Raw genomic sequence first — 21,717 nt, 5'->3', positions numbered from 1 at the left:
TGACCTGAGACCCTGATCTTCCTCCACCTGTGTGCGAAATCGATCAATCTGGCTCTTGCATCTCGGGTCCCGCGCCCTTTGGCTGCGGAACGTCCGGATTCCCATCCGCGCGGTCACGGTGCAAGGCGGCGCGCGCCAGCAGCATGAAGGTCACGGGCGTCGTCACCGTGACGAAAATGCCGATCAGGATTTCGTGCAAGACAGGGCGGCCTGAAGCGAAGGTGAAGAACAGGATCGACGCCATCATGATGCCGCCCGTACCCCAACTGGTGGAAAGTGTCGGAGGGTGGATGCGGTCATAGAACGTCGAAAGCTTCAGGAAACCGATCGCGCCGATCAATGCCAGAGCCCCCCCGAAGATCATGAAGGAGGCAATCAGGACCGCGCCCCATACGGGAATGTCGGCGGCATGATAGGTCATTCGATCACCTCCCCGCGCATCAGGAACTTCGCCAGGGAGACCGTGGCGACAAATCCGATCAGGCCGATCACCAGGGCCGCCTCGAAATAGACGGTTCTTCCCGTGCCGATGCCAAAGGTCGCAATGAGCAGCATGGCATTGATATAGAGGGCGTCGAGTCCGATGATCCGGTCTTGGGCGCGCGGACCGTAGAAGATGCGGATCGCGACGATCGCCATGGCGATGACCAGCATGATCTGCGCGATGCCGACGGCGGTCAGGATGATGATGGCACTCATGCGAAAATCTCCAGGAGAAGCCTCTCGTAACGGTTCTTGAGCACGTTTCGCCATTCATCGTCGTCAATGAGATCAAATACGTGAATAAAGACCGAGTTGCGGCTTGAATCATATTCGAGCCATGCCGAGCCCGGCGTGCTGGTCACGATCACGGCGAGGATGGCAAGACCCATCGGATCCTTCAGTTCGAGGGGAATGTCGATGAAGCCCGAATGATGGCCGCGCGGACGTCCCCGCAGGATCGCCCAGGCGACCGCCACGTTTGAGCGGATGATGTCAGTCATCACCAGCATGAACAGCTTGGGCAGGAGATACCATTTCTTCAGCCGCGGCTTGGCGGGCCGCAGGGTTGCCATCGCCCAGGCAGCGAAAATCCCCACCGCGCCTCCGAGGAGGAGGTTTCCAAGGCTGAACCCGTTCAGCAGCAACCACATAAGGGTAAGCGAGATAGCAAGGAGAGGATAGGGTAACATGAGATCAGCCGCCTCCCTGTTCTTTCGCTTTGGTGTCCCGCCATGACGGCACGGTTACGGCCTTTCCGACAGCCTCGATATAGGCCTTGGAATTGCCAACGTCGCGGATCGTCGCCTCCATGTAGGCGAGTGCAGGCCCGGCCTTGATCGTGAGACCTGCCATCACGGCAAGCAGTATCATGACCGGCACGATCTCCATGACCAGGACGCGCGGCACGGTGCCCTCGATCGAGCTCCAGAAGGTACGGATGCCAGCCCTCGTGAGCGCGATCAGAGTGGCCAGGCCGGCGAGGATGACAAGTGCTGCAAGCCATAGAGCGGAGCCTGTGGGCGGCACACCGATCGAGCCCGTCCCCATGATGGCCGAGAGAATGGCGAACTTGGCGATAAAGCCGGAAAGCGGCGGCAATCCCGACAGCAGGATGGCGCTGGCGGCGAAACACGTACCCAGGATTGCCAGCGTCGATGGCATGGTGACGCCCTCGGCCTCCTCCACGATATCGTCGTCCGCATCGCCGTAGGCGTCCATCGTGACCGCCAGCACGTTGGCGCCCGCATCCTGGCACCGTTCGACAAGCTCGACCAGCATGAAGAATGCGCCGAGCGTGAGTGTCGAACTGACGAGATAGTACAATGCGCCTGAACTCGCCGCGGCGTCCTGCAGCCCGATCGTCGTCAACAACGTGCCGGAGGAAACAAGCACGCAATAGGCGCCAATCCGGCCAAGAGCCTGTGATGCGAGGACGCCGATCGTCCCGAACGCGATGGTCGCAAGGCCGCCATAGACGAGGACGTCGGTGCCGAATTCCGCCGACGGACCTTCCGCGAACATCAGCACGGACAGACGCAGGATGATGTAGATCCCGACCTTGCTCATGATGGCGAAGATCGCCGCGACCGGTGCGGCCGCAACGCTGTAGGCTGTCGGCAGCCAGAAGCAGAGCGGCCACATGCCTGCCTTGATCAGGAACGCGACGCCGAGCACGCCTGCGCCGGCCTCCATCAGCATCCGCCGATCCGGCTCGATAGACGGAATACGCGCTGCGAGGTCGGCCATGTTCAGCGTGCCTGCCGTCCCGTAGATCAAGCTCACCCCGATCAGGAAGAGCAGGGCGGCGGCCAGATTGACTGCGATATAGTGCAGGCCGGCCTTGACGCGCAATGCACCGGAACCATGCAGCAGCAGCCCATAGGAGGCTGCCAGCATGACCTCGAAGAACACGAAGAGATTGAACAGGTCGCCGGTCAGGAAGGCGCCGTTTACGCCGACCAGGAAAAACTGGAAGAGACTGTGAAAATGTGAGCCGGCGGAATGCCATCTGGCCAGGGAAAACACCAGCACAGGTACGGCGAGTATGGCAGTCAGCGCGACCATCAGGGCCGACAGCTTGTCGAGGACCAGAACGATACCAAAGGGGGCGAGCCAGTTGCCGAGCATGTAGACCCGATTGACCGCATCGTCGCTTGCCTGATCGGCCACCAGCATGAGGGCGACCATCGCCAGGCCCAGCGTCGCGAACAGGCTGACCATCGCCTTGAGGACCCGCTGCCGGTCGGCGATGAACATGAGAACAGCGCCGCTGATCAGTGGCAGCAAGATCGGTGCAATGACCAGATGGCTGGACCAGTTCATCGCGGATCGCTCCGTCCGTCGACGTGGTCGCTCCCGGTAAGCCCCCGGGACGCGAGCAGGACCACCAGGAACAGGGCCGTTGTCGCAAAACCGATGACGATCGCCGTCAGCACGAGTGCTTGCGGAACGGGATCGGTGAGAGAGGTGACTGAAACGCCCTCGCCGAGGAGGGGAGGCTCGTCCGATTTCACGCCGCCGACACCGAAAATGAACAGGTTCACCGCATAGGACAACAAGGAAAGGCCGATAATGACCTGATAGGTGCGGGGGCGCAGGATCAGCCACACCCCGCATGCGGTCATTACGCCGATCGCGATTGACAAGACGAGTTCCATCAGGCGCCCTCCTCTTTGGACTCTTCCAGGGCGCGCAGCCGATTGATGCGGATCGACTGGTGGGCGAGAGCCACCAGGATAAGCACAGTGGAGCCGACCACCAGCAGGAATACCCCGAGATCGAAGATCATGGCCGTGGCCAGAGGCACTTGGCCGATCAGCGGCAACTCAAGGTAACGCGAATGCGAGGTCAGGAACGGATAGCCGAGCAACCAGGCGCCGATGCCCGTGGCCGAGGCCAGAAGGATACCCGTTCCCATCCAGCGCAGCGGCAGGATTCGGATACGCTCCTCCGCCCAGCGCGTGCCGCCGGCGAGATACTGAAGCAGGAAGGCGATAGACATCGTCAAGCCGGCAGAGAACCCTCCACCGGGTAGATCATGGCCCCGGATGAAGATGTAAATGGCCAAGGTGATGACCACCGGAAAGAGCCATTGCATGATGACCGAGGGTACCAGCAGGTAGTCCCTGACGGTGTCACCCTCGGAACGATCGGCATGCAGCGCATCGTATTTCGCCTGTGCCCGCTGCTGTTCCGGCGGTGCCATGCTGTCGGCGGCCGGGCGGAAACGACGCAACAAGGCGTAGACAGTCAGGGCGACGATCCCGAGAACGGTAATTTCGCCGAGCGTGTCGAAGCCGCGGAAATCGACCAGGATGACATTGACGACATTGCGGCCGCCACCCTGGCTGTAGGCATTGTCCAGGAAGAAGCGGGCGATTGCATCCGGAACCGTCATGGTCATCACGGCATAGGCGACGAACGACATGCCGAGGCCGCAGACGGCAGCGAGAAGAAAGTCACGAAACCTGCGGAAGCGCGCCTTGAACGTAAGGTCGTCCTGTAACTGCTCGGTCCGCTTCGGCAGCCAGCGCAGCCCCAGGAGGATGAGAACCGTGGTGACGATTTCGACCAAGAGCTGGGTAATGGCCAGATCGGGCGCGGAGAGCCATACGAAGGTGACACAAACGATCAGTCCGACCCCACCAAGCATGACCAGTGCGGCAAGCCGATGGTACTTTGCCAGATAGGCGGTACCGATCGACAGGCCGCCGCCCAGCAGCCACATCACCGAGAAGGGCACGTCAAACGCCGAAGGCGGGATCATCCGGGACTGGAAGCCGGACAGATAAAGCGGCAGCAGGGCGGCCAAGAAGCCGATGACGGTGACCCAGCGCAATTGCGGCTGGAGTTTTCGCGTACCGAAGCGACCCTCCAGAGTCCTGGCCCAACGCCAGGAGACCGTGACGAGAACCCGCTCGAATATGCGTTGCCCTTGCAGGTGACGCGACAGTGGCGGACCGTCGCAGCGACTGAAGTAGGCGCGGAACGCAACATAAATGAGCCCGCCGGCGACGAGGGCCAGCACGCTCATAAGCAGCGGAATGTTGAAGCCGTGCCAAATGGAAAGACTATAGTTGGGCATGGTTTCGCCCAGCACGCTATAGGCAGCCACCCGCAGGAAGGGGCCGATGGTGAGATTGGGAATGATGCCGATCACCAGGCAGGCGAGGACGAGGAACTCGATCGGAAAGCGCATCCAGTGTGGAGGTTCATGCGGTTTCGGTTTGGGCAGGTCCGTAGCTGGCGGGCCAAAAAACACGGAATGAATGAAACGCAGCGAATAGGCGACGCTGAAGGCGCTGGCGATGACGGCAAGGTAAGGGAGGGCGGTGTCGAGCAGGGAGTCCGCATGCGTCTCCACCGCCTCGGCGAAGAACATTTCCTTGGACAGGAAGCCGTTCAGCAAGGGCACCCCGGCCATGGCCGCACTTGCCACCATGGCGAGCCGGCCGGTGATCGGCAAATAGCGTATCAGCCCCCGCAGGCGTCGCAGATCACGTGTACCCGTTTCGTGGTCGATGATGCCCGCCGCCATGAACAGGGAGGCCTTGAAGATGGCGTGGTTCATCATGTGGAAGATGGCCGCGACCGTGGCGAGCGGGCTGCCAAGGCTCAGCAGTGTGGTGATCAGCCCGAGATGGCTGATCGTGGAATAGGCCAGCAGCCCCTTCAGATCCTGCTGGAACATGGCGAAATAAGCGCCCAGCAGCAAGGTGGAAATGCCCGCCAACCCCACGAGCAGGAACCATTCATAGGTTCCCGACAGAGCCGGCGACAGGCGAACGAGCAGGAACACCCCGGCTTTGACCATGGTGGCTGAGTGCAGATAGGCCGAGACCGGCGTCGGTGCCGCCATGGCATTCGGCAACCAGAAATGAAACGGGAACTGGGCGCTCTTGGTGAAGGCTCCGAGAAGGATCAGGACGAGGCTCAGCAGATAGAGCGGGTGGGCTCTGATAACGTCGCCTGCGGCCAGGATCTTATCGAGGTCATAGCTGCCAACAATATTCCCGAGGATCAGCAGTCCGCCCAACAAGCAAAAGCCGCCGGCCGCGGTCACGGTCAGGGCCATGCGCGCACCGTCGCGGGCCGTCGGACTGTGATGCCAGTAGCTGATCAGAAGAAAGGACGTAAGACTCGTCAATTCCCAGAAGACCGAAAGCAGGATGACATTGCCGGAAATGACGATACCCAGCATCGAGCCCATGAAGGCAAGCAAGAAGGAAAAGAAGCGGGGTATCGGATCCGAATCCGACATGTAGTAGCGGGCATAGATCACCACGAGCAGCCCGATGGAGGCAATGAGCATGGCAAACAGCCAAGCCAGGCCGTCGATCCGCAAGGTCAGATTGAGCCCCAGCTGCGGCAGCCATTCGATCTCGTAAAGCAAAACGCCGTCGCGCGCGATCGTCGGATAGAGGACCACGAGGATCGCCAGCTCGATGACGGCCACGCTTGCCGCGAGATAGGCCGGCAAGAGGCGTGAATCGGTGCGCAACATGACGGCCGTCAGCACACTCCCGATGAAGGGAACGAGCATCAATACCAAGAGTAGTTCCGGACCCGCCGTTACCCCAATTTCGTAACTCTCCTTTGACGCGATGGCGCCTGCTCAAGGTGTACCATGCGGCTCATCCAATCTTGCCTGTAGCTGGCCGGACTGGAATGCACTGTAGACCAATTACGGATAGGAAGGGACTGGTTTGTCGCCCTAAATGGTTTATTCTGTACAATATGCAGGGAGAGATTCGATGGGTCAAGGAAGCCAACATCCAATTATGACGCCAGCTCTCTGTCGGGCCGCCCGCGGACTCCTGGATTGGACGCAGGAGGAGCTCGCGGAGCACTCCACTGTTTCGCGCAGCACCATCCGCGACTATGAAGGTGCGCGGCATGACGTGCACCGGGCGACTGCCGCGCAGATCGTGCGTGCGTTCAACGACCATGGCGTGGTGTTCCCTATGGTGTCCGATGTCGGGCCAGCCGTCTGTCTGGTGGATGGCGACGCCGCGAGCAAGGATCCCGGCTGACTGCGGCGGAAATGCGTTCATGCACCGATCATAGCAGCGCAAACCTGCGCGAATATTGCGCGTGCGTGCTCGCCCGGCGCGTGCGCTTTGCGGCGTTGCATCCGAGCGCCATGGTTGGTAGCAACACACCGCGGGGCAGCGGTAAGAACAAGGGGCAGGCATGAAATGGTCACTGTGAGCAAGGGAAATGCCCTGGCTTGGCATGCACAGTCCGCGGAAGCGACACTCACCTCCCTCCAGACTGATGCCGGTGGTCTTTCGATGGCGGAGGCATCGGAACGACTGGTGACGCACGGCCCCAATGAACTGCCCGCCACCAAAGGCCGTCCGGCGTGGCAGCGGTTTCTCGCACAATTCAACAATGTCCTGATCTACTTCCTGTTGATCGCCGCGGCTGCGGCGTTCCTGCTCGGCCATCACATTGATGGCGGCGTCATTGTCGCGGTCGTCATCGTCAATGCCATCGTTGGCTTCATCCAGGAAGGCCGGGCCGAGCAGGCCCTGAATGCCATTCGCGACATGATCGCGCCAATGGCCAATGTCCTGCGGGAAGGGAGACGTGCCAGCATTCCGGTGAGGCAACTGGTTCCGGGCGACGTGGTGCTCATCGAAGCGGGAGACAAGGTTCCGGCCGATCTGAGATTGCTGCGCGCCCGTCGCCTGTTGATCGACGAGGCACTGCTGACGGGCGAGTCGGTTGCCGCCGAGAAGGTCGAGGCCGCGGCGGAAACCGAGGCAGCGTTGGGTGACAGGCACTGCATGGCATATTCAGGCACGCTGGTCGTGGCGGGCCAGGGCACCGGCATTGTCGTGGACACCGGCATGTCGACGGAAATCGGGCGAATCAGCCGGCTCTTGCAGGACATACAGCCGCTCAGTACGCCCCTGCTGCGCCAGATTGATGCGTTCGCCACGCGGTTTACCTGGGTCGTGTTCCTGGGCGGCCTGCTTCTTTTCGCCTTCGCGGTCCTTGTGCGCGATTATGACTGGATTACCGCACTGATCGCCGTGGTGGCGCTTGCCGTTGGCGTGGTCCCGGAAGGACTACCCGCAGTCATAACGATTACCCTGGCCATCGGCGTGCGTCGGATGGCGGTGCGGAAGGCCGTTATCCGCAAGTTGCCGGCAGTCGAGACGCTGGGCGCGACCTCGGTGATCTGCACGGACAAGACCGGCACGCTGACGCGCAACGAGATGACGGCCCGCCGTGTCGTCATGGCCCGGAACCATCTTCTGGTCGGAGGCGCCGGCTATGCGCCGGAGGGCGGGATAACCAGCCCGAATGGCGACGACGTGGAAGCCGTTGCCAATGCCGGCGATCTGTTGCGATGCGGTCTGCTCTGCAACAATGCAGACCTGTTCCAGGTCGATGGCGAGTGGCAGGCAAATGGCGACCCCATGGAAGGGGCTCTGGTGGCCCTGGCGATGAAGGCCGGACTGAATCCCGGTCATGTGAGGGCCGAGTGGACACGCATCGATGAGATACCATTCGACGCGGCACATCGCTACATGGCTGTCCTCCACAGGGGGCCGGCGGGCGAGCATGTCATCTTCGTCAAGGGTGCCGCGGAAACACTCCTTGCCATGGGAGGCGATCTTGTGGACCAGGCCTTCTGGGACGAGCAGATCGCCGAAGCGGGTGCCGAGGGCGAGCGTGTACTCGGCTTCGCCATGAAGCGGCTGGACTCTCCTGCCGAGAAACTGAACTTCGATCTGGTTGCCGACGGTCTTGTATTCCTCGGCATCGTCGGCTTCATGGATCCGCCGCGTCCGGAGGTTGCCGTGGCGGTCGCGGAATGCCGATCGGCCGGCATAGCGATCAAGATGATTACCGGCGACCACGCGGCCACGGCCACGGCGATTGCCCGCCAACTCGATCTCGCGTCAGATCCGACAGTGATGACAGGCGCTGAAATCGAGGCGATCGGGGATACCGAGCTCAGGCGCCTTGTCGAGTCCACGACGGTCTTCGCGCGCACCACGCCGGAACACAAGCTGCGCATCGTGCGCGCCCTGCAACACAATGGCCATGTGGTCGCCATGACCGGGGACGGCGTCAACGACGCGCCCTCGCTCACGCAGGCGGACGTGGGAACGGCGATGGGCATCAAGGGCACGGAAGCGGCGAAGGAGGCAGCCGAAATGGTCCTCCTCGATGACAATTTCGCCTCCATCGTCAATGCCGTCCGCGAAGGCAGGACGGTGCAGGACAACATCCGCAAGGTCGTCTCATGGGAACTGCCCACCAATGGCGCCGAAACCCTGGCCGTGGTCCTGGGTATTCTCTTCGGTTTTGCTCTTCCGATGACGGCGACCCAGATTCTGTGGGTCAATCTCGTCCTGGCGTCGACCCTCGGACTTGTCCTGGCCTTCGAGCCAACGGAGCCGGGCGTGATGAAGCGCCGTCCCCGCCGGGCGGACGCGCCCCTTCTGTCGCCGTTCCTGTTGTGGAGAGTGATACTGGTATCGCTCGTGCTGGCGGCAGCTTCGCTCGGGATCTTCTTCTACGCCCTTTCCACCGGCCGCGATCTCGAGACGGCGCGAACCATGGTCGTGAACATGTTCATCGTTGGCGAGATATTCTACCTTTTCAACGTGCGCTACCTTCATGTTCCTTCCGTGACGCTCGTTGGAGTGAAGGGAACGCCGGCGGCCCTGATTGCCATCGCGATCCTTGTCGTGGCCCAGTTGGTGTTCACGTTTGCGCCGTTCATGAATGACCTGTTCGAAAGCCGTCCGCTTGGTCTTCTGGACGGCATCATGATCGTCGCGATCGGCGCGGCTCTCATGGTGCTGCTCGAGTTTGAAAAAGTGCTGGTACGCAGGATGGACTGGTTCGGGGAGTTGCGAGCGTGACGGGTGGCTGTTGTCGCAGCGAAGACCACGGGTGTTCTTCTGAAATGATCCGCCTTGGCGCCATGGGAAAGCGCAAATGTTGACTGCGCTTCTTTTTTGTACGGTTGGTCTGGCACTTCTCGTCTTCGGCGCCGAACTCGTGGTCGGGAACGGATCTCAGCTTGCCGGCCGCTTCAATATCTCTCCCGTGGTCATCGGTGCCACGATCGTCGCCTTGGGCACGAGCGCGCCGGAACTGGCGGTCGGGATCGATGCCGTGTTTTCCGGAAACGGCAATCTCGCAGTGGGCAACATTGCCGGTACAAATGTCGTCAACATCCTGCTGATCCTGGGCGTGAGCGCGACAATGATCCCGCTATCGCTGCGAACCGAGACGCTGTGGCTCGACCTGCCGATGATCGTCGTCGCCTCACTGATGTTCCTGTTCATGGTGTCGGACGGAGAATTGACGCGGAATGACGGGATCATTCTTTTCCTCTCTTCTCTTGCCTATACCGCTGCCGTCATTCATTCGGCACGGCGCGAGAGCCGACTGGTAAAAGCAAGGTTCGAGAACGAACTCGAAGCCGTTACGCCTCTGACCGTTTACGATGGATCATCGAAGCGAGATCTGCTTGTCCTGGTGATCGGCATTGGCATCATCGTCCTGGGCGCGGACCTGCTTGTGAGGGGATCCGTGGACCTGGCACGTCTATGGCAAGTCTCGGAGACATTCATTGGCTTGACCATCATCGCCATCGGTACGTCTTCCCCGGAACTGGTGACGACCGTGCTGTCGACACTGCGCAACAAGCGTGAGATCGCGATTGGCAATCTTCTCGGCAGCAGTGTTTACAACATTCTGGCGATCCTTGGATTGACGCTCGCGGTCCCCGGAAGGACCGTTCAAGTCTCGGATGCGATGATCATGGTCGATGTGCCTGTCATGACCGCGGTCGCGTTTCTTTGCGTCCCCGTCTTCTACAGTGGGCGCCAGGTGTCCCGCATGGAAGGCGTGTTCTTCATCTGCCTCTATCTGACCTATCTCAGCTATCTGATCGTCATGCGGACGTAACGGCGCCCCGGAAACTGAACCGTTCATAACTGGAGTTTTCCGCGGTAATTTCCCGGCGGTCGAAGATCAGGTCCCAGGCCATCTCGTTGATCGGCACCTTGCGAGCGAGGAGGTGGTGAAGCCGCCGTCGATCGGCGAGGGTCAATTGCGCATAGCATTCCGACATGCCAAAATCTCCAAAGTGAAGCCATTGAAATTACTGGCATGTCGCACTTGGAAATAGAATGTACCCCCTGACAAACCGAAATCGCGTAACAAGAATTATGGAACTTTATCTCAACGTAGTCGCGACATAATGCGTGGCTAGCAGAAGCTCACCACTGAAATGCGCCCACCAACACCATCCGTAAGAGACGCGGAAAGTGGCTGGCTCCTTCCAGGGCAGGAACCGGCCGGTCGAAGGGAAGATTGCGGCCCGCTCCAGGACGCGGAGTTTGGGCTTGCACCTTTAGCCAGTAAAAACTATCTATTTGGAAGAATACATCTTCAGTTAGCAGAGCCCTGCAGCGAGCCGCCAGCTTACACGAACGAAATCGAGTTCTCCCCATGCTCACGAAAAAAGGCAAATACGGATTGAAGGCGCTGGTCGATCTGGCGCAGCTCGATCCGGGCGAAACCGCGTTCGTCACCGACATCGCCACGCGCAACAATATTCCGAAGAAATTCCTCGATACGATCCTGCTGGAGCTGCGAAACAACGGAATCCTGCGCTCGAAGAAGGGGCCGAACGGCGGATATTCGCTTTCAAAACCCTCCGACGATATCATGATCGGTCAGGTCATTCGCGCGTTGGACGGCCCGCTCGCCCCGATCCGTTGCGCCAGCCGCACGGCCTTCGAGGCCTGCGACGACTGCGCCGATCCGGCGACCTGCCAGGTGCGCCTGTCGATGACCGAAGTGCGCGATGCAATCGCCACCATTCTCGACAACATGACGCTCACCCAGTTCGTCGCGCGCGAGAAGAACATCGACGCCGAGGGCTCGCCAAGGCTTGAGCCGCAGGCCCGCTGATTCGCCCTGATGGACTAGGCCGGCATTTCGTCCCGGCCGGCGATCAATAGCCTGCCAAGAGCGGCAACGATCGCCTCTTCTTCTTCGTCTGCCGTTCGCCCGGTGTCCATCCGTTGCGCAGCGACACGCAAAATTGACGCGATCCGGTGGGCTTGCGCGATCGTCTCCGCCGCAGGATTGACCTGGGCTCCATCGATCGCCGCGGCAGCGCGCAGAATCAGTGCATGGACCGTCTCGATCTCGACTTGTCGCCAGCCGATTGCGTGGGCCGATGCGACCGTTGCATCCCTTTCCGGATCAATCGCCGCAAGAATGGACTCCAGCTCTCGCCGGCCCTGCCCGAGAATGGCTGCAGCCCGCAGAAGCCTGCCCACGCTCTCCATCATCTCACCTGCCTGGCGGCAGGTGAGAGCAAGGACACTGTCGGCCGCCACGTGAACGCCGGTAAACCGGAGCAACGACGAGGCCCCCTCCCCCGGTTGGGAAAATTCGACACCCGCGGCGTTGCGCGGCACGAGAAGCAGGGCTGACTGTCCGGACGGATCGGAGGCGGGTATGGCAAGCCAGTCCGCATCGACCATAGCGGCAAGCTGCACCTCCCCTTCGAGGCGAAATCCCATGCCTTCAGGCAGAAAACGCGCGTCGGTCTTCAGCTCGGCAACGTCTCCTTCAGTCAACAGGAGGAAGCACTCGCCCGCTGCGGATCTGGCAAAGGCGGTTCTGCGCTGCTCTTCGCTGCCGGCATTGCGGATAGCCTCAAGTGCGGAGCAGTGGGATGCGAGGGCCTCGGCCGCCCTGGTCGAAACGGCAGCGATCACCGAAACGGCTTCGGCGAGTACGACGTTGGAGACATCGAGGCCGCCAAAATCACTCGGAACAGAGAGGGGGAGAAGGCCGGATCGGCTGAGAGCCTCGGCCACGGGTAATTGCGACAAGACGGGAAGGACGGCGGATGCGGCCGCGAGCACGTCCCCTTCCGCGTCGATGCGGTTGGGCACGGGACGGAGACGCTCATGCAGATGCGTAATGGTTCCCATTGTTCGCTCCTTCAGGTTCTGCAGGCCGATCGCACCGCGACTTCGGAGGACGGAGACCGTTGCCACCATCAGAGCAGGATGATAACGGCCACAAGAAACACAACGGCCGAGATCGCCGCGAGCGGCGCCAGGCGCTCGGCAAGAGCGCCGCCTGCGCTTCTGGGACCCTGGCCGGTCAGACTGTCGAGAACATGAGCCATGATTGCCTCCTGACTAGAGTACCGAAAACATGCCCCAGAAAAAAATTTCCTGGTCTCGGGCGCGTTCCGTATGCTGGTCGTCCTTGACATTCTGGTCCTCGGCCAGAGCCCTCGGACGTCCACCGACCGCCTCGCGGCCTGTCGATTTTGCCCGGCGCGTTATGCCGAACAGATCGAAGGAAAAGCTGTCTATACCCATCGGCATGCCTCATCCCTCCTGCTACGCCCATCATGAGCTGATGTCGCAGTGTCGCCGTATTTTCGGCGATCGTCAATATTTTCGATAAAAACACTATTCTATTCTGCCTGACGTGCTTGGCACACCATTCTCCAGACCGCGTAAGCCTGAGCAAAAGCGGGAGAGCCTGCCGCAGACGCTCGATCAGCCGTCGAGCGATGCATAGCGCCCATTGCCGTAGACCAGCGAACCGCCGCCGAGGACACGGATGCCCACGACCCGACCGATGACGATCGCATGGCTGTGGCGTTCCAGCACCTCCTCAACCTCGCAGTCGATGGCGGAGGCCGCATCCTCGAGAACCGGCGCCCCGGATGCAAGCGTGGTCCAGGAGGCCCCTCGATAGCGATCCGGTCCCTTCAATCCGCCCCTGCCGGCAAACTGGTTGGCGAGCCCCTCATGCAGCGGGCCGACGACATTGACGCAAAAATGCCCGTAGCGCTCGACCACCGGCCAGGTGGAGGAGGTGCGATTGAGCGAGACCAGCATTCGCGGAGGCTCAACCGAGAGTGCGGTGGCCGAGGTGACTGTCGCACCGGTGCGAGCCTCCCCCTGGCCAGCCGTGATGATGCTGACCCCGCCACCCAAGTTGCGCAAGGCGGCCTTCAGGCCATCCGCGTCGACGGAAGGCTTAATAAAGGGAAAGAGGGGCTCGTGTTTGACTTGGTCCAGACTGATAAATGAACTGTTCATCGGGAACTCCGTGAAGGGTGGCAATCCGTGATCGGGAACCTTTCTAGCAGGCCAGACTTACTCCCCGTAGACATTCGATTTTATAATCTATATATTTTATAGAAAATATGTCTGCAAGTCGCCTTAGATCGGGACGCTTTCGAAGCCGACGGCTTCAACTGAAGGGAGAACGCCATGTTGCGAATGACCCTACCCTCGGAAAAACCCATGCTCTCAGCCCACGACGGATCGTGCCGGGTCGCCATCATCGGCGGCGGTTTTGCCGGCGCCTCGCTCGCCCGCCAGCTGGCGATCGGGGCGAAATGGGACGACCACCAGATCGCCGTCTTCGAGCCACGCGCCAGCCTGGGCGCAGGGCTTGCCTATGATACGGCCGATCCTGCCCTCAGGCTCAACGTCGAGGCATCGCGGATGCGCGCCATTCCCGGAGAGCCCGATGCCTTTGCCCGCTGGCTCGAAACAAGCGGAGCGAACGAGGCCGACCCCGATGCACGGGTCGGCAGCGGCGGCATCTATGCTCGCAGATCGGCCTTCGCCCGCTTCATGGCCGAGCGCATGCAGCCGTTCATCGACCGCGGCATCGTGCGGCATGTTCGCGAACGGGTCGAGAGGATTGCACGGTCGGGCTCCCGATGGTGCGTGACCGGCAGTCGTGGCACCGAGATCGTCGCCGACATCGTCGTGATCGCCACAAGCCATCCAAAGCCCAAGGCGCCCGGCATGATCGCCCTGGCGCTCAATGGCCACCCGCGGTTCATCACCGATCCGTCGCGAACCGATGCTCTGGCTTACATTCGCCCGGGTGAGAGAGTCTTCATTTTGGGAGCAGGCCTGACGGCCTTCGACGTCATCGCATCCTTGCGAAACCGTGGTCATGACGGCGCGATTGTCGCTTTCTCCCGCTCCGGCTTGCTGCCGCAGCCTCAGGTCGGTGGGACGCTTGCCCCGACCGGAAACTTCGTCGTGCCTCCAGCAACGAGCGTCCGGAACCTTCTGCGACGCGTGCGTGTCGCGATTGCCGACGCCCAGCGCTCCGGCCTTCCCTGGCAGAGCGTGTTCGACGCGCTTCGCCAGCAGGGGCAGACGATCTGGCAGACGCTGCCGCACCAGGAGCAGGCGCGGCTCCTGCGCCATCTGCGCCGTCGCTTCGAGACCCACCGCTACCGTATGCCGCCGCAGGTCGCAGACCTCATTCGCCCGGATATCCGGGACGGCCGGCTACTGACGCGGGCCGGACGGGTCTGTCGGGTCGAACGCGCGCCTCATGCGATTTCCATCGACCTGATCGTCAAGCCGGACGGCGTGGTCGAGCGGCAGTCCTTCCAATGGGTGGTGATGGCAACCGGACCGGATCATACCGCCGCCATCGGCTCGCAGCCCTATCTCGCCGAACTCAACCGCCAGAACTTCGTCAAGACGGACGGCCATGGCCTGGGCCTCGCCTGCGACCGTGAGAGCCGCGCCATCGGCGTCGATGGCCATGCGACGGAGGGCCTCTTCATCGCGGGGCCGCTAGCCCGGGGCACTTTCGGCGAACTCACCGGTGTTCCTGAAATCGCGGTCCAATGCGAACAGATCGCCAGGCAGATCATCGAAGGCGTCAAGGGCCGTCGACCGATGATGCACCACTCCTAAGCCAGACGAAGGCCTCCGACACGGTCGGAAGCCTTCTGGCGAACAAGTCATCGCCCCTCAGGCTTTGCCGAGGATCGCCTCAAGCAACTGCCGCTCAAGCGCGGCAAGCTCTGGATCGCCGTGGCGCCGCGGATGCGCGGCGTCAACCTCGATATCTAGCGCAATGCGCCCCTCGTCGAGCACGATCACGCGATCGGCGAGATTGACCGCTTCACTGACGTCGTGGGTGACGAGGACAGCTGTGAAACCCAGTTCACGCCGGACACGGGCAACGAGCTGCTGCATGGTGATGCGGGTCAGCGCGTCAAGAGCACCGAGCGGCTCGTCGAGAACGAGCAGGCCGGGCTTGCTGACCAGCGATCGGGCTAGCGCCACGCGCTGTCGCTGCCCACCGGACAGGCGCGACGGCCATTGTCCGACCTTTTCCGAAAGCTGCACTTCTTCGAGCGCGGCAAGCGCTTCCCGGCGGGCCGTTTCCCTGTCGATGCCCTCACCGAGGCCGACAACGACATTGTCGAGCACGCCTGCCCAGGGGAGCAGCCGCGGCTCCTGGAAAACGATACGCGCATTGGGCACGGCCTCGTCACCGGACACGTCGGAGAAAGTGATCGAACCGCCGCTCTGTTTGTCCAGACCGACCAGCAGGCGCAGCAGCGTGCTCTTGCCGCAACCACTCTTGCCGACGATCGCGATGAACTGGCCGGCGGGTACATCGAGATCGATGCCGCGCAGAACCGTGTTGTCACCGAACGACTTCTCCACATCGCGAAGCCGGATCGATACCGGACCGGCCGCATTGACCGCAGGGCGCGTGACGCCGTGATCGGCATAGGCCACAGCATTGTCTGGCCGCTCTGCCGGCGCATAGAAGGCATGTCGCATCATCGTCCGATCCTCACTTCTGATAGACAGGGTTCCAGGAAAGACTGTAACGCTCCAGCGCACGGGCAATCATGTCGGCCAGCTTGCCGAGGACCGCGTAGACCAGCAGCGACAACACGACGACATCCGTCATCATGAATTCACGCGCCTCGTTCGCCATGTGGCCGATGCCCGACGAGGCGGCGATCGATTCCGAGACGATGAGCGTCAACCACATGATGCCGAGCGCGTAGCGCAGGCCGACGAAGATGGACGGCAGCGCACCGGGCAGGATCACCTTGCGGAAAAGGGTGAGACTGCTCATGCCATAGATCCGGCCCATCTCTAGGAGGTCGCGATCGACGTTTCGCACGCCGTGGAACGTGTTGAGGTAGACGGGAAAGAGCACGCCGAGCGAGGTGAGGAACAGTTTGGATTCCTCGCCGATGCCGAACCACAGGATGACGAGCGGGATCATCGCCAGATGCGGGATGGTGCGCAGCATCTGCAGGGTTGTGTCGGTCAGCTGTTCCGACAGCTTCGAAACCCCGTTGGCGATCCCAAGCGCCAGACCGATCGACCCGCCAACGACAAGTCCGGCCAGGGCCCGGGCGCCACTGACGGCGATGTCATGCAGCAGGGCACCCGAGCTCAACTGGTCGACGAAGGCAAGGCCCACATCGGTCGGGGCCGGCATGATCCGCGACGAGATCCACCCGGCCGAGGACAGGAACTGCCACACCACAAGTACGACGGCCGGCAGCAAGTAGGGCAGCAGCCCTGCGAGCCGGATATTGGGCAAGCTGATGGCGGGTATTGTGAGGCGGGCGCGTCGCGCCTCCGCATCGGTTACGATCTCGTATGCCGTCATGTCCTGTCTCCTGGTCAGAGGTACAGCCGTCCGGCTTACCGGACGGCTGAGGGGCAATCGAAGTGCCGATTTCGGCGGCTCAGGAACCGGACACGAGCTTGACGTTGCCGCCGTGGCCGCCGCCGCCGAAGACTTGGCGCTCGCCGAAGGACGAGCGGATCTGGTTGCGTGGGCCGCCAAGGCCGATTTCCGGGAAGAGCAGCTCGGAGACGGTGTAGGCCTCCTCCAGATGCGGGTAGCCGGAAGCGACGATCGTATCGATGCCGAGCGCCTGGTATTCGCGCAGGCGGGCGGCGACCGTCTTCGGCGAGCCGACCAGCGCGGTGCCGGCGCCCGAACGAACCAGACCAATGCCGGCCCAGAGGTTCGGCGAAACTTCCAGCTTGTCGCGCCGGCCATTGTGAAGCGCCACCATGCGTGCCTGGCCGACGGAATCGGAGCTCTTGGCAAACACCTCCTGCGCCGCTTCGATCGCCTCGTCTGAGAGCTTGGAGATCAGCCGGTCGGCAGCGGCCCAGGCCTCCTCGTCCGTTTCGCGAACGATGAAGTGCAGACGGATGCCGAAACTCACGTCCTTGCCCCTGGATGCGGCCGCCTTGCGGACGGAGGCGATCTTTTCCGCCACCTGCGCCGGCGGTTCGCCCCAGGTCAGGTACTTGTCGACGCGACCACCGGCAAACTCGATCGCCGCGTCCGACGAGCCGCCGAAGTAAAGCGGCGGGCGCGGTTCCTGGACCGGCGGGATGCCGAGCTGGGCATTCAGCGCCTTGATGTACTTGCCGTCGAGATTGGCTTTGCCGGTTTCGATCAGTTGATTGAAAACCTGGAAGAATTCTTCGGCATGGGCGTAGCGTTCGTCATGCGGCAGGAAAATGCCGTCACCCGCCAGTTCCTGGGCGCTGCCGCCGACGACGATGTTCAGCAGCAGACGTCCATTGGAAACGCGGTCGAGCGTCGAGGCCAGGCGCGCATAGTAAGCCGGTGAAGCCGTGCCCGGACGGATGGCGACGAGGAATTTCAGCTTCTCCGTGACGGCCGCAAGATGGCCTGCCAGCACGAAGGACTCCTCGCAGGCCACACCGGTCGGGATCAGCACACCGGTATAGCCGAGGCGATCGGCGGCGGTGGCAATCTCGCGGAAATAGCCCGGATCGGCGGGCCGGCTGCGGTCGTCGGAGCCGAGATAGGATCCGTCACCCGAGGTCGGGATGAACCAGAGGAAATCGAGCGGCTTTTCGGTCTTGGTCATGTCAAGGTCCTTTCAACAATGGGAGTCAGCTGGCCTTCGGCCGCCAGACGATATCGGAAATGGTGAGCTTCTTCGGCAGGATGCCGAGGCCATGGAACTCATCGGCCAGCGCCTGCTGATAGGAAATCGCCTCCTCGGTCAGCGGATGGACCTTGCCAAGGTCGGCGCCCTTGCGGGTCAGCACGGTGCGGGTCACCTCGATCGGCACGCCGGTGATTTCCGAAAGCGCGGAGATCGTCTCTTCGATGTGCGATTGCGCCCAGGCGCCGGTCTTTGCCAGTTCATCGATCACCTCCGACAGCACATCCGGATTGGCCGCCGTGAAGTCGCCATTGCCGAAGTAGAAGCTCCAGCTATCGACGATGCCCTCCGCGGTCGTCAGCACGCGCGTCTGCGGATCGGTTTCGGCGATCGCGTAGTAGGGATCCCAGATCGCCCAGGCGTCGATGCTGCCGGTCTTGAAGGCCGCGGCCGCATCCGGCGGAGGAAGGTCGATCGCCTCGACGTCGCCAACTTCGAGACCCGCCTTGCGAAGCGCCTTGACGGTGAAATTATGGGCGCTCGAACCGCGCTTGAACGCGACCTTCTTGCCTTTCAGGTCCTCAAGCGAGGCGATCGACGAGTCCTTGTGGACGAGGATGGCTGACCCGGTAGAGGGACCGCGATAGGTGCCGACATAGAGCAGATTGCCGCCGGCGGCCTGGGCGAAGAGTGGCGGAACATCGCCGGTCGGGCCGAAATCGAGCGACCCGGCGCCGAGCGCTTCCAGAAGCGGTGGACCAGAGGTGAATTCCGACCAGGTGACGCTGATACCCCGCGGCGCCAGTCTCTTTTCGATGGCGCCCGTGCGCTTCGCCAGCGCGAGCACGCCATTCTTCTGCCAGCCGATACGAAACACGGTCGTCGCCGCCCGGGCGGGCCGGAGGACGGGCATGGAAAGCGAGGTCGCTGCCGCTCCGATCAGTGCCAAACTTTGCCTGCGCGTGATCATGGTATCTCTCCGATGGGTTGGTGGGATCAGCTGGCCTTGGGGCGCCAGACGATGTCCGAGATGGTGAGCTTCTTCGGCAGGACGCCGAGCGCGTGGAAGTCGTCGGCCAGCGCCTGCTGGTAGGCGACGGCCTCGTCAGACACCGTGCCAACCTTGCCGAGATCGGAGCCGGCGCGCGTCAGCGTCACCCGGGTGACGTCGGCGGGAACTCCGGTAATTTCCGACAGTGCCGCAGTGGTTGCCCCGATGTCCGCTTGGGCGGCAGCACCGACCTTGGCGAGTTCATCGAGGATCTCGGTGATCAGTTCGGGGTTCTGCGAAGCGAAGGCGCCGTTGCCGAGGAAGTAGCCCCAGGCCTCGACGATGCCCTCCGAGGTGGTCAGCAGGCGGGCGTTCGGGTCCCTCTCGGCGATGGCGAAATAAGGATCCCAGATCGACCAGGCATCGATGCTGCCATTCTTGAAGGCGGCGGCCGCATCCGGCGGCGGCAGGTCGACATTCTCGACGTCATCCGGCGTCAGACCGACCTTGGCCAAGGCCTTGAAGGCGAAGTTGTGGGCGCTCGATCCGCGCTTGTAGGCAAGCTTGACACCCTTGAGATCGGCAAGCGTCTTGATCGCCGAATCCTTGTGAACGAGGATGCCATGAAAGGCAGCCGGCGGCTTGTAGGTGCCGACATAGACGAGATCGCCGCGGGCGGCCTGGGCAAAGAGCGGCGGAACGTCGCCGGTCGGGCCAAAATCGAGCGAGCCGGCACCGAGCGCTTCGAGGAGCGGCGGACCCGAGGTGAACTCTGACCACTCGATGCTGATGCCACGGTCGGCAAAGCGCTTCTCAAGCGCGCCCTGCTGCTTGGCAAGCGCCAGCACGCCAAACTTCTGCCAGCCGATCCGGATCTTCTTGGCTTGCGCCCATGCCGTCCGCGTGAGGGGCAAGGCAGCGACGGCAAGGGCTGCGGCAAGTTTGAGACCCTGTCTCCTGGTAATCATGTCGACCTCCGATGTGTGCCAATCGCGGCACTCCTGAAACAATGCCTCAAAGTAATAATCTCTATAGTTTTTGTAAGGAATTTTATTCCAGCGGATGGGGCGATTTGGAGATTATCCGTCGCGTCATGCGTTGCCGTTTGGATCGACCGTCCGGCGGGGCGAATTCAGTGACTGCACTCCGGCTGCGACGGGGATTACAACGCGGCGGTCGTCGCGGCCAAACCGCAGAGGGGCGACATCTGTACAACCAGTCTGCGTCGCGAGGCTCCCGCCGCAACGCCCGGTCCCGGCTGGCCGGGACAGAAAAACCCGCGGTGTTTGCCGCGGGTTGTCTTCATTGTCCAAGGTCTGTCTGATCACTTCGGCTTGTAGATCTGATCGAAGATGCCGCCGTCGCCGAAGTGTTCCGGCTGCGCCTTGGCCCAACCGCCGAAGATCGGGTCGTCGATCGTGACCAGCTTGATGTCGGGCAATTGCTTCAGCAGTTCGGGCTTGACCAGGTCCCGCTTGGACGGTCGGTAGAAATGCTTGGCCGCAAGGTTCTGGCCCTCCTCCGAATAGAGATAGGCGAGATAGGCTTCGGCCTGCTTGCGCGTGCCCTTGGCATCGACATTGCCATCCACCACGGTGACCGGCGGTTCGGCCAGGATCGAAAGCGGCGGCACGACGATGTCGAAGGAATCCGCACCGAATTCGGCGCCGGCCAGATAGGCCTCGTTTTCCCAGGCCAGCAAAACATCGCCGATCTGACGCTGGGCGAAGGTGGTCAGCGCGCCGCGGGCACCGGTGTCGAGGATGGGCGCGCGCTTGTAGAGTTCCGCGATATAGGCAAGGATCTTGCCCTGGTCGCCCTTGAATTCCTCATGCGCCCACGCCCAGGCCGCGAGATAGTTCCAACGCGCCCCACCCGAGGTTTTCGGATTGGGGGTGACGATCTGGACATCGCCCTTCACCAGGTCGCCCCAGTTCTGGATTCCCTTGGGATTGCCCTTGCGCACCAGGAAGACGATCGTCGAGGTGTACGGCGAGGAGTTGTTCTCCAGCCGTCCGCGCCAGTCCTTGGCAATCTTGCCGGTATTCTTCGCAATGGCGTCGATATCGCCTTCAAGAGCCAGGGTCACCACGTCGGCCTCCAGCCCGTCGATCACGGCACGGGCCTGCTTGCCCGAACCGCCATGCGACTGCTGTACAGTGACATCCTCTCCGGTCTCGGCCTTCCAGTGCTTGGCGAAGGCCTCGTTATACTCCTTGTAGAACTCACGCGTGGGGTCATAGGACACGTTGAGCAGGGTCGTTTCCGCGAATGCGGCGGGAGCGTTGCCGAGGGCAAGACCCAGGCTGAGAACCAGACCGAAGCTTTTCTTCAAAATATTCATTTCACACCTCCATTGGATGCATTTACTCTATCGAATCAATAGAGTTAATCAACGACATGGAATAACAACGCAAAACTGGTTCCCTTGGGGCACTCCCGGCGCAAAATCAGAAGGGCGGTGCCACCAATATGCACATCCGGT

At 61.9% G+C, this 21,717-nt stretch carries 22 protein-coding genes; 5 read left to right on the top strand and 17 right to left on the bottom strand.

What is annotated here, in order from left to right:
• Nucleotides 1-43 precede the first annotated feature (43 nt).
• The 6 genes from mnhG to DYZ14_RS17920 are packed head-to-tail and all read right to left on the bottom strand — an operon-like array spanning nucleotide 44 to nucleotide 6,064.
• Nucleotides 44-421, bottom strand: a complete 378-nt coding sequence (gene mnhG / locus DYZ14_RS17945; RefSeq protein WP_148658700.1) for a monovalent cation/H(+) antiporter subunit G — start codon at nucleotides 419-421, stop codon at nucleotides 44-46.
• Nucleotides 418-699 carry a K+/H+ antiporter subunit F gene (locus DYZ14_RS17940; protein WP_148658699.1) on the bottom strand — a complete coding sequence of 94 codons (282 nt, stop codon included), beginning with the start codon at nucleotides 697-699 and terminating at the stop codon, nucleotides 418-420. The genes mnhG and DYZ14_RS17940 overlap by 4 nt, the downstream gene beginning before the upstream one ends.
• The gene (locus DYZ14_RS17935; RefSeq protein WP_148658698.1) at nucleotides 696-1,172 is read right to left on the bottom strand and encodes a Na+/H+ antiporter subunit E; all 477 of its coding nucleotides are present in this window, start codon (nucleotides 1,170-1,172) and stop codon (nucleotides 696-698) included. Before DYZ14_RS17935 ends, DYZ14_RS17940 begins: the two co-directional genes overlap by 4 nt.
• A gap of 4 nt (nucleotides 1,173-1,176) precedes the next feature.
• Nucleotides 1,177-2,805 (bottom strand): monovalent cation/H+ antiporter subunit D, encoded by a 1,629-nt coding sequence (locus tag DYZ14_RS17930; protein WP_148658697.1) that lies wholly within the window; start codon nucleotides 2,803-2,805, stop codon nucleotides 1,177-1,179.
• Nucleotides 2,802-3,140: a Na+/H+ antiporter subunit C gene (locus tag DYZ14_RS17925; protein ID WP_148658696.1), complete on the bottom strand. Its 339-nt coding sequence runs from the start codon at nucleotides 3,138-3,140 to the stop codon at nucleotides 2,802-2,804. The genes DYZ14_RS17930 and DYZ14_RS17925 overlap by 4 nt, the downstream gene beginning before the upstream one ends.
• Entirely contained in the window at nucleotides 3,140-6,064 is a 2,925-nt protein-coding gene (locus DYZ14_RS17920) for a monovalent cation/H+ antiporter subunit A (RefSeq protein WP_332308686.1), read from the bottom strand. The genes DYZ14_RS17925 and DYZ14_RS17920 overlap by 1 nt, the downstream gene beginning before the upstream one ends.
• Nucleotides 6,065-6,236: 172 nt before the next feature.
• On the opposite strand from DYZ14_RS17920, the gene DYZ14_RS17915 reads away from it, so the two are divergent.
• From DYZ14_RS17915 to DYZ14_RS17905, 3 genes are all read left to right on the top strand, one after another.
• On the top strand, nucleotides 6,237-6,515 hold the full coding sequence (locus DYZ14_RS17915; RefSeq protein WP_148658695.1) for a helix-turn-helix transcriptional regulator: 279 nt from the start codon (nucleotides 6,237-6,239) through the stop codon (nucleotides 6,513-6,515).
• Nucleotides 6,516-6,680: 165 nt separating this feature from the next.
• On the top strand, nucleotides 6,681-9,371 hold the full coding sequence (locus tag DYZ14_RS17910) for an HAD-IC family P-type ATPase (RefSeq protein WP_148658694.1): 2,691 nt from the start codon (nucleotides 6,681-6,683) through the stop codon (nucleotides 9,369-9,371).
• Between the two features lie 76 nt (nucleotides 9,372-9,447).
• The gene (locus DYZ14_RS17905) at nucleotides 9,448-10,425 is read left to right on the top strand and encodes a calcium/sodium antiporter (protein ID WP_148658693.1); all 978 of its coding nucleotides are present in this window, start codon (nucleotides 9,448-9,450) and stop codon (nucleotides 10,423-10,425) included.
• Here the strand turns inward: DYZ14_RS17905 and DYZ14_RS17900 are convergent.
• Complete coding sequence (locus DYZ14_RS17900) at nucleotides 10,412-10,591, bottom strand: hypothetical protein (protein WP_148658692.1); 180 nt, start codon at nucleotides 10,589-10,591, stop codon at nucleotides 10,412-10,414. The genes DYZ14_RS17905 and DYZ14_RS17900 overlap by 14 nt on opposite strands.
• A 380-nt stretch (nucleotides 10,592-10,971) precedes the next feature.
• Here DYZ14_RS17900 and DYZ14_RS17895 point away from each other — a divergent pair, with 380 nt between their 5' ends.
• Nucleotides 10,972-11,436, top strand: a complete 465-nt coding sequence (locus tag DYZ14_RS17895; RefSeq protein WP_154721956.1) for an RrF2 family transcriptional regulator — start codon at nucleotides 10,972-10,974, stop codon at nucleotides 11,434-11,436.
• A 14-nt stretch (nucleotides 11,437-11,450) separates the two neighbouring features.
• Here the strand turns inward: DYZ14_RS17895 and DYZ14_RS17890 are convergent, their stop codons facing one another.
• The 4 genes from DYZ14_RS17890 to DYZ14_RS17880 all read right to left on the bottom strand — a co-directional run bounded on the left by DYZ14_RS17890 (nucleotide 11,451) and on the right by DYZ14_RS17880 (nucleotide 13,604).
• Nucleotides 11,451-12,542 (bottom strand): acyl-CoA dehydrogenase family protein, encoded by a 1,092-nt coding sequence (locus DYZ14_RS17890; protein WP_154721955.1) that lies wholly within the window; start codon nucleotides 12,540-12,542, stop codon nucleotides 11,451-11,453.
• Complete coding sequence (locus DYZ14_RS24585; RefSeq protein WP_269749459.1) at nucleotides 12,542-12,673, bottom strand: hypothetical protein; 132 nt, start codon at nucleotides 12,671-12,673, stop codon at nucleotides 12,542-12,544. Before DYZ14_RS24585 ends, DYZ14_RS17890 begins: the two co-directional genes overlap by 1 nt.
• Before the next feature lie 13 nt (nucleotides 12,674-12,686).
• Nucleotides 12,687-12,878, bottom strand: coding sequence for a hypothetical protein (locus DYZ14_RS17885; RefSeq protein WP_154721954.1), 192 nt, complete (start codon nucleotides 12,876-12,878; stop codon nucleotides 12,687-12,689).
• 177 nt (nucleotides 12,879-13,055) lie between these two features.
• On the bottom strand, nucleotides 13,056-13,604 hold the full coding sequence (locus DYZ14_RS17880) for a flavin reductase family protein (protein WP_154721953.1): 549 nt from the start codon (nucleotides 13,602-13,604) through the stop codon (nucleotides 13,056-13,058).
• Between the two features lie 207 nt (nucleotides 13,605-13,811).
• Between DYZ14_RS17880 and DYZ14_RS17875 the strand changes: the two genes are divergently transcribed.
• A complete protein-coding gene (locus DYZ14_RS17875; protein ID WP_232365581.1) occupies nucleotides 13,812-15,239 on the top strand; it encodes an FAD/NAD(P)-binding protein in 1,428 nt (475 codons plus the stop codon).
• 57 nt (nucleotides 15,240-15,296) lie between these two features.
• Here the strand turns inward: DYZ14_RS17875 and DYZ14_RS17870 are convergent, their stop codons facing one another.
• The 6 genes from DYZ14_RS17870 to DYZ14_RS17845 form a co-directional block, all read right to left on the bottom strand.
• Nucleotides 15,297-16,124 (bottom strand): ABC transporter ATP-binding protein, encoded by an 828-nt coding sequence (locus tag DYZ14_RS17870; RefSeq protein WP_154721951.1) that lies wholly within the window; start codon nucleotides 16,122-16,124, stop codon nucleotides 15,297-15,299.
• A 10-nt stretch (nucleotides 16,125-16,134) separates the two neighbouring features.
• Complete coding sequence (locus tag DYZ14_RS17865) at nucleotides 16,135-16,971, bottom strand: ABC transporter permease subunit (RefSeq protein ID WP_154721950.1); 837 nt, start codon at nucleotides 16,969-16,971, stop codon at nucleotides 16,135-16,137.
• Between the two features lie 79 nt (nucleotides 16,972-17,050).
• Nucleotides 17,051-18,220 carry an FMNH2-dependent alkanesulfonate monooxygenase gene (gene ssuD, locus DYZ14_RS17860; RefSeq protein ID WP_154721949.1) on the bottom strand — a complete coding sequence of 390 codons (1,170 nt, stop codon included), beginning with the start codon at nucleotides 18,218-18,220 and terminating at the stop codon, nucleotides 17,051-17,053.
• Between the two features lie 25 nt (nucleotides 18,221-18,245).
• Nucleotides 18,246-19,211 carry an aliphatic sulfonate ABC transporter substrate-binding protein gene (locus DYZ14_RS17855; protein WP_154721948.1) on the bottom strand — a complete coding sequence of 322 codons (966 nt, stop codon included), beginning with the start codon at nucleotides 19,209-19,211 and terminating at the stop codon, nucleotides 18,246-18,248.
• A gap of 26 nt (nucleotides 19,212-19,237) precedes the next feature.
• Nucleotides 19,238-20,200 carry an aliphatic sulfonate ABC transporter substrate-binding protein gene (locus DYZ14_RS17850; protein ID WP_154721947.1) on the bottom strand — a complete coding sequence of 321 codons (963 nt, stop codon included), beginning with the start codon at nucleotides 20,198-20,200 and terminating at the stop codon, nucleotides 19,238-19,240.
• Nucleotides 20,201-20,556: 356 nt separating this feature from the next.
• Nucleotides 20,557-21,576 carry a sulfate ABC transporter substrate-binding protein gene (locus DYZ14_RS17845; RefSeq protein WP_154721946.1) on the bottom strand — a complete coding sequence of 340 codons (1,020 nt, stop codon included), beginning with the start codon at nucleotides 21,574-21,576 and terminating at the stop codon, nucleotides 20,557-20,559.
• Between the last annotated feature and the right edge of the window lie 141 nt (nucleotides 21,577-21,717).

Source organism: Ciceribacter sp. T2.26MG-112.2 (genome assembly GCF_900492205.1).
In the GTDB taxonomy this organism is placed as follows: domain Bacteria; phylum Pseudomonadota; class Alphaproteobacteria; order Rhizobiales; family Rhizobiaceae; genus Allorhizobium; species Allorhizobium naphthalenivorans_A.
This window is presented reverse-complemented; position numbering and strand designations above follow the sequence as displayed.